The sequence below is a fragment of the Xanthomonas sp. 3058 genome (genome assembly GCF_014199765.1).
GTDB lineage: Bacteria > Pseudomonadota > Gammaproteobacteria > Xanthomonadales > Xanthomonadaceae > Xanthomonas > Xanthomonas campestris_B.
On sequence record NZ_JACHOF010000001.1, the window covers coordinates 34,588 to 48,366 of the forward strand.

10 protein-coding genes are annotated in these 13,779 nt (G+C 65.7%); 1 reads left to right on the forward strand and 9 read right to left on the reverse strand.

Going from position 1 to position 13,779, the window contains the following annotated elements; translation table 11 throughout:
* Positions 1–184: 184 nt before the first annotated feature.
* From mtnA to ligA, 4 genes are all read right to left on the reverse strand, one after another.
* A complete protein-coding gene (mtnA, locus tag GGR61_RS00170) occupies positions 185–1,249 on the reverse strand; it encodes an S-methyl-5-thioribose-1-phosphate isomerase (RefSeq protein WP_184406248.1) in 1,065 nt (354 codons plus the stop codon).
* Between the two features lie 618 nt (positions 1,250–1,867).
* Positions 1,868–2,554 carry a DUF3011 domain-containing protein gene (locus GGR61_RS00175; protein WP_184406246.1) on the reverse strand — a complete coding sequence of 229 codons (687 nt, stop codon included), beginning with the start codon at positions 2,552–2,554 and terminating at the stop codon, positions 1,868–1,870.
* Between the two features lie 169 nt (positions 2,555–2,723).
* Positions 2,724–3,686: an EF-P lysine aminoacylase EpmA gene (gene epmA / locus GGR61_RS00180; RefSeq protein ID WP_184620069.1), complete on the reverse strand. Its 963-nt coding sequence runs from the start codon at positions 3,684–3,686 to the stop codon at positions 2,724–2,726.
* The gene (gene ligA, locus GGR61_RS00185; RefSeq protein ID WP_184620070.1) at positions 3,683–6,184 is read right to left on the reverse strand and encodes an NAD-dependent DNA ligase LigA; all 2,502 of its coding nucleotides are present in this window, start codon (positions 6,182–6,184) and stop codon (positions 3,683–3,685) included. Before ligA ends, epmA begins: the two co-directional genes overlap by 4 nt.
* A gap of 310 nt (positions 6,185–6,494) precedes the next feature.
* Between ligA and GGR61_RS00190 the strand changes: the two genes are divergently transcribed.
* Positions 6,495–7,619: a pyridoxal phosphate-dependent aminotransferase gene (locus GGR61_RS00190; RefSeq protein ID WP_184620071.1), complete on the forward strand. Its 1,125-nt coding sequence runs from the start codon at positions 6,495–6,497 to the stop codon at positions 7,617–7,619.
* Positions 7,620–7,853: 234 nt separating this feature from the next.
* Here the strand turns inward: GGR61_RS00190 and GGR61_RS00195 are convergent, their stop codons facing one another.
* From GGR61_RS00195 to rpsR, 5 genes are all read right to left on the reverse strand, one after another.
* Positions 7,854–8,255, reverse strand: a complete 402-nt coding sequence (locus GGR61_RS00195; RefSeq protein ID WP_184620072.1) for a hypothetical protein — start codon at positions 8,253–8,255, stop codon at positions 7,854–7,856.
* Positions 8,256–8,360: 105 nt separating this feature from the next.
* The gene (gene zipA / locus GGR61_RS00200; RefSeq protein WP_184620073.1) at positions 8,361–9,092 is read right to left on the reverse strand and encodes a cell division protein ZipA; all 732 of its coding nucleotides are present in this window, start codon (positions 9,090–9,092) and stop codon (positions 8,361–8,363) included.
* A 56-nt stretch (positions 9,093–9,148) separates the two neighbouring features.
* On the reverse strand, positions 9,149–12,652 hold the full coding sequence (gene smc, locus GGR61_RS00205) for a chromosome segregation protein SMC (RefSeq protein WP_184620074.1): 3,504 nt from the start codon (positions 12,650–12,652) through the stop codon (positions 9,149–9,151).
* A 207-nt stretch (positions 12,653–12,859) separates the two neighbouring features.
* Entirely contained in the window at positions 12,860–13,309 is a 450-nt protein-coding gene (rplI, locus tag GGR61_RS00210) for a 50S ribosomal protein L9 (RefSeq protein WP_104601707.1), read from the reverse strand.
* Positions 13,310–13,542: 233 nt separating this feature from the next.
* On the reverse strand, positions 13,543–13,773 hold the full coding sequence (gene rpsR / locus GGR61_RS00215) for a 30S ribosomal protein S18 (protein WP_005991243.1): 231 nt from the start codon (positions 13,771–13,773) through the stop codon (positions 13,543–13,545).
* Positions 13,774–13,779 lie beyond the last annotated feature (6 nt).

The window sequence follows — 13,779 nt, forward strand, 5'->3', positions numbered from 1 at the left end:
GGCGAGCCGGAAAGCCGCGTCGGGGGCGCCCTGGTGACAGGCTGCCGACCCCACGCTCCCGCCGATCGATTCAAGCCCCGGATTGTATCACGAAGGGGCAGCCCGATACCGCCGGTTTACCGGCCAGAAACAAGCACTTGCGGGACTTTAGCGACGAATGGCGCGTTATTGCGCCGGGCTGGCCTCAGCTGCCGAACGCTGTCTGCATGCGCGCCAGGTCCGGCTGCGCGATCACCCCGCGTTCGGTGACGATCGCATCGATCAGGCGACCGGGGGTGACATCGAACACCGGATTCCAGGCGTGGATGCCGTCGGCCACCGTGCGCACGCCGCCAACGCCGAACAATTCGCCTGGGTCGCGCTGCTCGATCTCGATCTGTTCGCCGTCGGCGGTGGCCATGTCCACGGTCGAGGACGGCGCCACCACCATGAACCTGACGCCGTGGTGGCGCGCAGCGATCGCCAGCTGATAGGTGCCGATCTTGTTGGCGGTGTCGCCGTTGGCGCAGATGCGATCGGCGCCGACGATGACCCACTGCACCAGCCCGGACTTCATCAGATGCGCGGCGGCCGAGTCGGCGATCAGGGTCGCGTCGATGCCGTCCTGCTGCAGCTCCCACACGGTCAGGCGTGCGCCCTGCAACCACGGCCGGGTCTCGCCGGCAAAGACTTTGGCGATGCGCTGCTGGGCCACGCCGGCGCGGATCACACCCAGCGCGGTACCGAAGCCGGCAGTGGCCAGCGAGCCGGTATTGCAGTGGGTCAGCACGCCGCTGCCTGCCGCGATCAGATCGGCACCGAGCGCGCCCATTCGCCGATTGGCCGCCAGATCTTCGTCGGCGATGGCTTGCGCCTCGCGTGCGATCACTTCGCGCCAGTCGGCGCCGGCAGCGCCCAATACCCGACGCATACGCATCAGTGCCCAGGCCAGATTCACCGCAGTCGGACGCGCGGCATTGAGCCGCAATAGCGCCGGTTCGAGTTTTTGCAAGGCGGCGCTGCCCCCATCGGCATCGATGTCGCGTGCCGCCAACACCACGCCCCACCCGGCCGCGATACCGATCGCCGGCGCGCCGCGCACGGCCAGCGAATGGATCGCCTCGGCCACCGCGTCGCTGGACTCGCAGCGCACATGTTCCACCACGAAGGGCAGCTTGCGCTGGTCGAGCAGTTCCAGGGCATCGCCGGTCCACAGCAGTGGGCGGATATGGTCGTAGCGGGCGTAGTCGATATGGGCGCTGTCGTTCATGGCGCTATTGTAAGGCGCGCGGGCAGCCCAGTCAGTGGACCTGCCGTGCTCAGCCTGGGGTCGGCGCGCAACAATGCCTCAAGCGCATGCTAGGCGAAGGTATGTTGAGCGGCTGGAAAACGTAGCGAGCAGTTTGGATGCAGTCGAAAGCCTGGTTGGTCGAGCGCGCGCTGCCCTCGCCGCTCGCGGGACACGCCGTACATCCGTCCATGGAGGCTCGGTGGCGGCATCCATGCCGCCACACGGTACCGCAAGCGGCAAGGACACCGCACCAGGAAGTTTGCCGGTTGCTTTGTTGAAGCCTGCCTGTCGATCGCGTTGCGCTGCGAAGCTGATCCGACGCGGCGTTATTCAAACAACGCACGTCATGCACTGCTTGCAACCATGCACGCCGACCATCCCGCCTGGTCCTTGCCCGCCTACCCTCGCGGGACCTTACGCGGCATGCATGCCGCGTAAGCGCCTACAGGGACGTACTTGCGGCGTGTCCCGCGAGGGTGGGTGGGCAAGGGCGCTCCAGCCAAACCACAGATCAGGCCGCAGATCAGCCGCCTGCAGCGAAAGCCAAGATCCTCCGCTCAGCAATAGACCAACGCGCAACAGGCTTGTCAGCCGCTCTCAGTCGACGATGAACTCGGCACGGCAGCCGTCGTTCACCCACACCCCATCGCGGCTCCAGCCCCAGGTCTGGCCTTCCACGCAGTCTTTTTTGGACATCTGCCGGCCCACACGCACCTGGCGCTCCACCGACACCCCGCAGGTACGGCGCGAGTTCTTCTTCGATTCGCAGGTGATCATGCGCGGCACGGCCACAAAGCCGGAACCGTCTTCGGCACCGACTTCGAACTCGCCATCGCAACCGCGCGAGACCCAGATTTCGTTACGGCGGGTGCCCCACGTGCGGCCCTCCTTGCACGGCCACATCGAGCGTTGACGCAATAAACGGACTGGCGCGCCGCGCAGCACCACCGGGCAGGCCACCTTGCCGCCGTTGGAATCGCAGCGCACCACGCGGCGCATCTGCGGGGAGGCCGGCACGCCTGCGGAGGCGAACTCCGCACGGCAGCCCTGCTCGACCCACACGCCGTCGCGTTCGACATCCCATTCGCTGCCGCGGATACAGCTGGTTTCGGACAACTGGCGCACCAATTGCACGCCGTGTTCGGTGTCCATCGCACAATGCGTGCGCGCCATGTCCTTGGACTCGCAACGCACCACGCCGGAGGCGCGATCCGAGGCACGCGCGTCGGCAAGCATCAGCAGCGGCAAGCACCACAAACCGCATAAGCTGACCAGCCACTTCATGCCGACACTCCTCACCCAAACACACTCTGCGCCGCGCCCCCCGTGGACGGGAGGATGAGAGCATCATCGATGTGAAGAAAGCAATACAGTGCCGATGACAGCGGGATGGCACTGCGGGCCTGTGATCCGCAATGGCGTCGGCGGCACAACCCGATACGCGGTGCCGGCGCTAGGCGCGCGCGAACTCGAACGCGAGCACATCGGCAATCTGCGCGGTGCCACGCAGGGCCATCAACAAGCGATCAACGCCGACCGCCACACCGGCGCAATCGGGTAGCTGCGACAACACCGCGAGCAGGCGTTCATCCAATGGCACCTGCTGCAACCCGCGCGCGGCACGCACCGCGTTGTCGCGCATGAAACGCGCGCGTTGCTCCTGCGCGTCATTCAATTCGTGATACCCGTTGGCCACCTCATAGGCGCCAAGGTACAGCTCGAAGCGCTCGGCCACTGGCGGGTCGTCGTGGCGGATACGCGCCAATGCACATTGGCTGGCCGGCCAGTCGTGCACCACGGTCAGCGTGTCGCCGGCAAAGTCCGGCTGGATGCGATGGGTCATCAGCAGATCCAGCCAATCGTCGCGGGTCAGCCCCTGCGGATCGATGGCGATGGCCTGTAGCGGTGCGCGTAGCGTTTCGATCGGATCGCGCAGTGGGTCGATGCCCAAGGTCTGCGCGAACAATTCGCGGTACGTCAGCACCTGCACGCGCACCTCGCGCTCGACCAATGCAAGTGTGCGCCGCACCAGCGCGACGGTTTCCTGTGCCAGGGCGCGATCGTTCCACCCCAGCCGATACCACTCGAGCATGCTGAACTCGGGATTGTGGCGGCCGCCGGCTTCGCCGTTGCGAAACACCCGCCCCAGCTCGTAGCAATCGCCCACCCCGGTTGCGAGCAAACGCTTGAGCGGATATTCCGGCGAGGTACGCAACCAGCGCACCGGCGCGCCGGCATCCACGTGGCCGCTGAAGCGGGTGCTGAAGCTCTCGATATTCGGCTCGGTGTTGCCGGCCTCCGACAGCACCGGCGTCTCCACTTCCAGCACGTCGCGCTCGGCGAAAAACTCGCGAATCGCGGCATTCAGCCGCGCGCGCAACCGTAATGCGGCCAAGTCGATCTGCGCCGCCGTCATGGCTGCTGGCCGTGCTCGCCGAGGAAGGCCAGCAAGCGCGCTTCGTCCCAGATCTCCACGCCCAGCGACTGCGCCTTGTCGAGCTTGGAACCGGCTTCTTCGCCGGCCACCAGAAACGCGGTTTTCTTGGAGACGCTGCCGGCGACCTTGGCGCCCAACGCTTCCAGGCGCTGTTTGGCCGCATCGCGCGTCAGCGCAGCCAAGGTGCCGGTGATGACCACGGTCTGTCCATCGAGCGGGCCGCTCTGCACGGCGTCGGCATCGGGCAGGCGCGACAGCACGGTCTCCATCGCTCGCTGCGCGGCACTCGCCAATGCCGCGTTCTCCGGCCGATCCAGCCATTGCAGCAGCGACGCCACCACCGGCGCCGGAATGCCGGCCTGCAACAATGCGTCGGCGTCCGTGTTGCGCAGCGCGTCGAACGAGTCCACCACCGCGGCCAGTTGCTGCGCCCGCACCGGGGTCACCTTGGGGATGTCCATGTCTTCCAGCACGCTGGCAAAGCTCAGCGCATCGCGCAGCTTGGGCGATGGCGGGTGCGCATCGCCGATGCGCACGCCACGCTGCAACAGATCGTCGATGGCTTGCTGGTTGCCGGACTGATCGAGGAAGTGCCCCAGCGAACGCGCCACCTCGCCACCGATGTCGGGCACGCGCTTGAACAGCGGCCACGGCAGGTGGCGGATCAGCTCCAGATCGCCGAACCAGGCCGACAAGGCCTTGGCCGTACTTTCGCCGACATGCTCGATGCCCAGCGCAAACAGGAAACGCTCCAGCGTGGTGTCGCGCGATTTCTTCAGCGCTTCGATCAGGTTGTCGGCCCACTTGGTGGCGATCTTTTTGCGATTCCAGTCGAACGCCGGCAAGCCGGCACGCAGCAGATCGGCCTGCCAGGTGTGCGGCACCTCACGCTCGCCGGCCAAATCCACACCGATGCTCGCCACGGTGGTTTCGAGCTGCGCATATGCACCGGTCGCGAGATGCTCGCGCGCTTCACGCAGAAACGCATGCGGGCTTTCGGCGGTGCTGATCAGGCGCAATTGCAGCAGTTGATCGACAGTGAGCAGATACAGATCGGCCACGCCCTGCACCACGCCGCTGTCGACCAGCACCTCGATGAACTTTTCGCCCAGGCCATCGACATCCATCGCGCGGCGCGAGACGAAATGCCGGAACGCTTCCTTGCGCTGCGCTGGGCAGGTCAGCTCGCCAGAGCAGCGCCACACCGCCTGCCCTTCTTCGCGCACGATCTCCGACCCGCACACCGGGCATTGCGTAGGCATCTGCCATGGCTGGGTGCCGGGTGGCCGTTGATCGGCGACAACACCAGCCACTTCCGGAATCACATCGCCGGCACGGCGCACGATTACCGTATCGCCCACGCGCACATCCAGCCGCGCGATCTGGTCGGCGTTGTGCAAGGTCGCGTTGGTGACGATCACCCCGGCCACATGCACCGGCTTCAGACGCGCCACCGGGGTCGCCGCACCGGTGCGGCCGATCTGGATCTCGATCGCCTCCACCGTGGTGGACTGCTCCTGCGCCGGGAATTTATGCGCGATCGCCCAGCGCGGTGCGCGCGAGACAAAGCCCATCTCGCGCTGCCCGGCCAGATCGTCGAGCTTGTAGACCACGCCATCGATATCGAATGGCAAGCCGTCGCGCGCCGCACCGATACGGTGGTAGTACGCCAACAGGCCGTCGCTGCCCTGCACGACCTCGACCAGGGCGCTGACCGGAAAGCCCCAGTCGCGCAACTGCGCCAGGATGGCCGAATGGGTCTGCGGCAATACGCCTTCGCTCACTTCGCCCACGCCGTACGCAAAGAAACTCAGCGGACGTTGCGCGGTAATGCGCGCATCCAGCTGACGCAGCGAACCGGCCGCACCATTGCGCGGATTGGCCAGCACCTTGCCGCCATGCAGGCGCATCTGCGCGTTGTAGGTTTCGAATGCGGCGCGCGGCATATACACCTCGCCCCGCACTTCCAGCACCTGCGGCCAGCCTTCGCCACGCAGGCGCAGCGGAATCGCCTTGACGGTGCGCAGATTGGCACTGACGTCCTCGCCGGTGGCGCCGTCGCCCCGCGTTGCGCCCTGCACGAACTCGCCGTTCTCGAAGCGCAGGCTGATCGCCAGGCCATCGAGCTTGGGCTCGGCCGAAAACAGCGGTTGTTTCACCTCCAGCCGCGCGCTGATACGCCGCACGAATTCGGCCACTTCCTCATCGCTGAAGGCGTTGCCCAGCGACAACATCGGCAAGGCATGCCGCACTTCGGCAAAGCGCGACGCGGCTAGATGGCCGACGCGTTGGGTCGGCGAATCGGCGCTGGCGAACTCTGGATGCTCCGCTTCCAATGCCTCCAGCTCGCGCATCAAGCGGTCGTAGTCGACGTCGGCCATCTGCGGCTCGTCGAGCACGTGATAGCGGTAGTTGGCGTCTTCGAGACGACGACGCAGGGCGTCGATGCGCTGAGCGGGATCCGGGCTGACAGTCATGCGATCGCTGGGCGGGCTCTGGGCTGCATAGTCTAACGGGCAGGCACTGGCTCAAGCAGCGCCCGGACAGCGGCCCAATTCGGTGTCTGGCACATCCGCCGGGTTCGTGCGCGTGTGCGCGAACGGCAAGCAGGCACCAGCGCCTGCCCGCCGTAGCGCCCGCCCGGGAGAGGCCTTCACGTCGACAGGGAAGCCACCCTGCTTTCCTAGCGAATAACCGTTTTCAGCCCGTTCGGCAGTTGCCGATAGGCACACCGCCACAAACCCGCTAGCGTGGCGCCCTCTTTGCCCTGTCCGCCTGGAGTTCACCGTGTCGTTGCCCGTCTCGCGCCGTTCGTTTCTCAGCCTTGCCGGTTCCGGCATGGCGGTTTCCGCATTGGGGCTGATGTCGCCAGCCGAGGCGGCCCGCAAACGTGCAGCCGCACCTGCCGCCCCGGGTGTGGCGCCTGCCGCCGGCACCGTGTACCTCAACTACAACGAACATCCGCTCGGCCCCTCGCCCGCCGCACTGGACGCGGCAACGCGATCGCTGGCGCGTGCAGGCCGGTATCAGTTCGAGATGGAGCAGGACCTGCGCAACCTGATGGCCGGCGAGTTGCAGTTGCCGAACGACCACATGGCGTTTTTTCCCGGTTCGAGCGACCCGCTGAATCGCAGCAGCGCCCTGTTCACCTCGCCACGCGCAGGTCTGGTCATCGCCGACCCAACCTTTGAAGCGGTGGCCGACGTCGCCACCGCACATGGTGCACCGGTGCGCCGTGTGCCCTTGCGGGCCGATGGCGCACACGACGTCAAGGCAATGGCCAAGGCCGACCCGACCGCTGGCTTGATCTACGTGTGCAACCCCAACAATCCCACTGGCTCGGTCACGCCGCGTGCCGAGATCGAATGGCTGCTGACCAACAAGCCAGCCAGCGCCGTGCTGCTCGTCGACGAAGCCTATATCCACTACAGCCACGAAACCTCGGCGGTGGATCTGGTACGCCAACGCCAGGACCTGATCGTGCTGCGCACGTTTTCCAAGTTGTACGGCATGGCCGGCCTGCGCCTGGGCGCCGCCATCGCCCCGCCGGGCCTGCTGACCAAGCTCGCCACGCTGGGCGGCAATCCGCTACCGGTGCCGGCCATGGCCGCAGGCATCGCCAGCCTGCGCGACCCGCAACTGGTGCAGACCCGGCGCGCGGAGAACGCCCGCGTGCGCGACGACACCATCGCCTGGCTCAAGAGCAAGGGCTACACCTGCCTGCCCACGCAGGCCAACTGCTTCCTGCTCGACGTCAAGCGCGACGCCGGCGTGTTCGCCGATTCGATGCAGAAACAAGGCGTCATGGTCGGCCGCAGCTGGCCGATCTGGCCCAAGCGCGTGCGCGTGAGCGTGGGAACCGAGGCGGAGATGCTGCGGTTCCGCGAGGCGTTTGCCAAGGCCAAGCGCTGATCGCGCCTCCGGACGCGAGAAGGGCTTTGATGCGTTATCCCCTCGGGACAGCGTCACGTACAACGGGAGAGCGTGCCTTGCAGGCGCGGATGAGGGGCGCCGCAGGACAGCGGAAGATGAAAGCCATGACCGACGCGTCGCCACGCGTCAGCCGGGGCAAACCATCGGATTTCAGCAACACCTCGCAACCGTGCCCTCGCCCCTCTTCCGCAGCAGAGGGGCGTTGACTTGCTGTCACGCAGACGTTGCAACAGGCGCAGCAGGATTCAGGCGCAGCAAGCGCCGGATCCCCACATAGCTCGCGGCAAACGTCAGTAGCATCGACAGCGCAATCCACACCAGGAGCTGGCGCATCATCGGTGTGCCCTGAAAGATGCGCGCGTAGTCGCTGGTAGCGAACAGTGCGATGGCGTGCGGCAGGAACACGCTGATGATGGGCTTGGGCACAGGCGCCACCAGCAGCGTCACTGCAGTGGCAAACCCGATCGACATCCATTGCGAGCGACATGGGCTTCTAGACGCGCTTTTACGCAACCGCAGCGCAACCCGCGAAAACATCCATAGCAGCGGTGCGGCCAGTACCGCACACACCGCCAGCAACATCAGCACCGCCAGCACGCCCTGCAAGCTCCACATGGTTCATTCCTATGCAGGAGCACGTCCAGCGGCAGACAGGCTGGCACCGCTAATCGATGGCTCGCAGCCACCAACTAATGACGTGCAATCACCCGCAGCGCGCAATCACCAGCGCGGCGACTTGGTCAGCGGCGGCGCCTGGTGCTGGCGATCGTAGGCGCGCAGTTCGTCGCGGATATGCGCAACGCGCTGGCGGCCCAGCGCATTGCGGCTGTCGTCCAGCACCACGCCATCGAGCAATTCGGCCATGCGCTGCACGGTCGGCAGCATCTTTTCCCAGGCATCCAGCGCGGTCATCGGCGCCGGCAAGGTGAGGAAGAACGCAATCGCCGGGGTCTGCATTTCGCGGATGTTGGCCATATCGAAACTGCCGGGCTTGAGGATGCTGGCCATGCTGAAGATCGGCCCACGCTCTGGATACCCTTCCACCAGGCGGTGGAACACATTCATGTGGCCGAACACCAGCCCAGTCTTCTCGGCTGCCACCACCACGTCTTCGCCGCGCAGCACCTGCCCGGCCTTGGCGGCCACGAACAGCGAGACGATCTTGTCGAAATCCTGGTTCGGGCGCTTGCCGACGTCGTTGCCGCCGGTCGCATCCTGATCGTCCAGATTCAGCTCGCTCTGCGTGGCGCTTTCGGTGCGCTCGGAAAGCTCACCGTCGCTACCGGCATCGCCGGAAATCACCGGCTCGCGGCGCTCGCGCGGCTGTCCGTCCTCTTTGTCGACCCGGCGCCCTTGCGGCGATTTCTTCGGGCGACCGAACAGGAAGATCGCCGCGACCAGCAGCAGTCCAGCGATCAGGATCCCGATCCGGATCATGGCCATGTCGGACATTCAGCGTGCCTCCGCATAAGAATGACAGGTGTCGATATTCCAACAAGCATGGCACGTCATGCCGCACCCGCCAAACGCGCGGCTTCTTCCAGGTCCACGCTGACCAGACGACTGACGCCCGGCTCGCGCATGGTCACGCCGGAGAGCTGACGCGCGGCCTCCATCGTCGCCTTGTTGTGGCTGACGAACAGGAACTGCACCTTCTCGCTCATTTCCCGGACCATGTTGGCCAGGCGGCCGACATTGGCCTCGTCCAGCGGCGCGTCCACCTCGTCCAACAGGCAGAACGGCGCCGGGTTGAGCTGGAAGATCGCAAACACCAGCGCCACCGCGGTCATCGCCTTCTCGCCACCGGACAGCAGCGAGATGCTGGACACCCGCTTGCCCGGCGGGCGCGCCATGATGGTCACGCCGGTGTCGAGCAGATCTTCGCCGGTGAGTTCCAGGTAGGCATGACCGCCGCCGAACAAACGCGGATACAAGGCCTGCACGCCGGAATTGACGCGGTCGAAGGTGTCCTTGAAACGGCCACGGGTTTCGCGGTCGATCTTGCGGATGGCTTCTTCCAGGGTCTCCAGCGCGGTGTTCAGATCCAGGTTCTGCGCATCGAGATATTCCGAACGCTGCGCGGCTTCGCCGTATTCCTGGATCGCGGCCAGGTTGACCGGCTCCAGCCGCCGCATGCGGCCGTCGATCTGGCCAACCGCCGCTTCCCACTCGGCCGCATTGGCCGCCTCGGGCAACCCGTTGACCACATCTTCCAGGACGAAGCCTGCTTTCACTACGGCAGCCGACAGCTGTTCGGCGCTCAGCACCAACGCCTGCTGATCGAGCTTGCGCTGCGAGATGCGCTCGCGCTGTGCCAGCGCCTGCTCGTCACGCTGCTGGCGGGTCTGCTCATAGCTGCGCAGCTCGCCATCGACACTCTCCAGCATGGTGCGCGCTTCGCTCAGCACGCGCTCGGTGCGCACGCGCTCGCTCAAGGCGGATTGATGTTCGTGCTCCAGCGTTTCCACCGGCGAATCGCCGTCGCTGAGTTGCGCGACCAGGTCTTCCAGGCGCGTGTCGAGCTGGCCGCGCTGGCTATCCATGCGCTCCAGCGTCTGGCTGAGCGAGGTGATCTGGGTGCGTTGCGATTCCAGCGTGAGCGCCAGCGCATGCATCGCATCGCGCACGCCGCGTGCGGCATCGCGGGCCTGATCGCGCGCGTCGGTGAGCTGGCGGCGTTCGTTTTCCAGGGCCTCGCGGGCACCTTGCAGATCGCCCATCAGGGTGACCGCGTCTTCGAGCTTGGCGCGCGCTTCGCGCGCCTGCTCGCGGCTGGTGTCCAGCGTTTCCAGCAGCTGCGACAACTCGTTTTCGATGCGTTCGATGCGCGTGCGTGCGGCATCGACCTTGCCTTGCTGACTCTGCAGCTGACCGGCCAGTTCGGACACGCTGCGATGCGCCATGTACAACTGGCGCTGCGCATCTTCGCGTTGCTGTTCGGCTGCCAGCAGCTGCTCGCGGAAGCTGCCCAGGCGCTGCTCAAGTTCGGCTTCGCGCTCCTGCAGCGTTTCGATCTGCGCGCGCAGTTCCTGGATCTCGCGCTCGCGCAGCAACGCGCCCTGCTTGGCGGCGCCGGAACGCGACACCCGCACCCAGCCCTCGCCCAGCCGCTCGCCATTGCGGGTGATGACCGAATCGCCTTCGGGCAGGTTGCGCTGCAGCGTGCGTGCGGCGTCCAGATCCTCGGCCGCGTGCAGACGCGCGAGCAGGCGACGGATCGCGATCGGCCCCTGCACCTTGGCCGCCAGCGAGGTCGGTGCGAAGTTGGCGTTGTCGCTGGCACTGGACACCAGCGCGATGCGGCCGTCGCCCAATTCGCCCAGCGCATCGACCAGTTGTTCCGGCGCGTCCACCAGCACGCCTTCGATCAACTGCCCCAATGCGCCTTCGACCGCGTTTTCCCAGCCGCTTTCGACCGTGATGCGCTCGCCCACGCGTGCGGCCGAATCCAGCCCGCGCGACTTCAACCATGCCACCGCCGCGCCCTGCTCCTGGCCGAGTGCGGCCTGCTGCAGGGTTTCCAGCGACGACAGCCGGCCACGCGCGGCCTGCGCCTGCTTGCGTACTTCGGCCAGCTCGCCCTGGCTTGCCCGCTGTTGTTCCTGCAGCCCGCCAAGCGCGTGCTTGCGCGCTTCGACCTGCTCGGTCAGCCCGTCCAGCGAGGTCTTCTGGGTTTCGTGGCGCAGCTCGATCTGCTCGAACGCCTCGGCCAGCGCATCCAGATCCAGCCCGGCGCGCTCATTGACCAATGCTTCGCGGCGACGGTCGGCTTCCAGCGACTGGCGATCGAGATAATCGACGCGCGTGCGCTCCACTTCGCCGGCACGCGAGGCCTCGCCGGTGTCGCGGTTATGGGCTTCCCAGCGTTGCTGCCAGTCGGCCAGGCGCGCTTCGGCCTCGCGTAGCGCCTCCTGACGGAATTCGTGGTCTTCGCGCAGCTGCTCCAGCTGCGGTTCGGCAGCGTCCACCGCCTCGCGCAATACCGCCAACTTGGCCGAATCGCCGCTGATGTGCTGGGTCAGTTCCTGCAGTTGGCTTTGCGCCTCATCGCGCGCCTTGTGCAGGCGATGCGAGAGTTCGCGCTGATGCTGGATCTGCTGCTCGATGCGCGCCAATGCACCACCGACCTGATACACATCGGCCTGCGCCTTGGCCACCGCTTCGGCGGCCTCTTCGCGTCGCGCGCGCCCGGTCTCGATCCGCGCTTCGGCATCGCGCTGTTCGGCGATCAACTGCTGCAGGCGGGTTTCTTCCTGATTCAACTTCTCGCGCAGGCCCTGCAATTGTCCGTCCAGGCCACGGTACTCCAGCGCCTTCCACTCGGCATCCTTGATCCGGCGCTCTTCCTGCAACGCCTGGTACTGCTCGGCCTGGCGCGCCTGGCGCTGCAGATGCGCCAATTGCTTGGTGATTTCCTCGCGCAGATCGCCGAGGCGATCGAGATTTTCGCGGGTATGGCGGATGCGCGTTTCGGTTTCCTTGCGGCGTTCCTTGTACTTGGAAATGCCGGCAGCCTCTTCCAGATACACGCGCAGGTCTTCCGGGCGCGCTTCGATGATCTGGCTGATCATGCCCTGCTCGATGATCGAGTAGCTGCGCGGCCCAAGACCGGTGCCCAGGAACAGGTCGGTGATGTCGCGGCGCCGGCACTTGGTGCCGTTGAGGTAATACGCACTGGTGCCGTCGCGGCTGACCAGACGCTTGACCGAGATCTCGTTGAACGAGGCGAACTCGCCGGTGATGGTGTGATCGGAGTTGTCGAAGATCAGCTCCACCGTCGCCTGCGACACCGGCTTGCGCGCCGAGGAACCGGAAAAGATCACGTCGGTCAGCGAGTCGCCGCGCAGGCGGCTGGCCGAGCTCTCGCCCATCACCCAGCGCACCGCATCGATGATGTTGGACTTGCCGCAGCCATTGGGGCCGACGATGCCGGTCATGTTGGTGGGCAGGTGCAACGTGGTCGGGTCGACGAACGACTTGAAACCGGACAGTTTGATCGTGGACAGGCGCATGAGACTGAGGGTTCCGGGCACCGCGCGGGCAAGGCCGGCAGGCGCGTTTTCCTGTGAAGCCGGGATCTAAGCCCTTGATCGGAAAGATCTATGGGCCGTGGCACCGGCAATGGAGCACGAGTATAACGGGCCGGCCATCACTGGCGGCGACCACAAAGACGAAGGGCGCCTAACAAGGCGCCCTTCGGGTCGTGCAGACGGCGTGGATCAGGCGTCGGATTCGACGATGACCTTGACCGAGGTTTCCACATCGGCGTGCAGGTGCAGCACAACGTCGTACTCGCCGACATTGCGGAATGCGCCTTCGCCCAGGATCACTTCGCTCTTTTCCAGCGGCAGGCCGGCGGCGGTGAAGGCCTCGGCGATGTCGCGCGGGCCGACCGAACCGTACAGCTTGCCTTCGGTGGACGCATGCGCGCCGATGGTGACGCTGGCGCCTTCGAACTTGGTGGCGCGGCCCTGTGCATCGGCCAGGATGGTGTTGGCCTTGGCTTCGTACTCGGCACGCTTGGTTTCGAACGCTTCGACGTTGGCAGCGGTGGCCGGAACGGCCTTGCCCTGCGGCACGAGGAAATTACGGCCGTAGCCCGGCTTGACGCTGACCTTGTCGCCCAGGTTGCCCAGGTTGGTCACTTTCTGCAGAAGAATCAGATCCATGGTGGTGCTCCGTTATTCGTTAGCGCCGACGCTTTGGCCGACGCAACGGGTGCTGTCCGAAAAGACGGGGATTCGGGAATCGGGATTTGGGAATCGCAAGAGCACGATCAACACCGCATCTCGAATGACCGGCCTCTATATTTTAATAACCCGCACATGGATGTGCGGGCTCTTGTGAGGGACTCACATACAACCGTGCGGGCTGTGTGCGGGACTCACATCAACGACTCGAATCAAACGTCGTGATTGTCCGTGTACGGGATCAGCGCCAGGAACCGCGAGCGCTTGACGGCCGTCGCCAGCTGGCGCTGGTACTTGGACTTGGTACCGGTCACGCGGCTCGGCACGATCTTGCCGTTCTCGGTGAGGTACTGACGCAGGGTGTTGAGATCCTTGTAATCGATCTCTTTGACGCCCTCGGCGGTGAACTTGCAGAACTTGCGACGACGGAAGAACTTGGACATGACAGC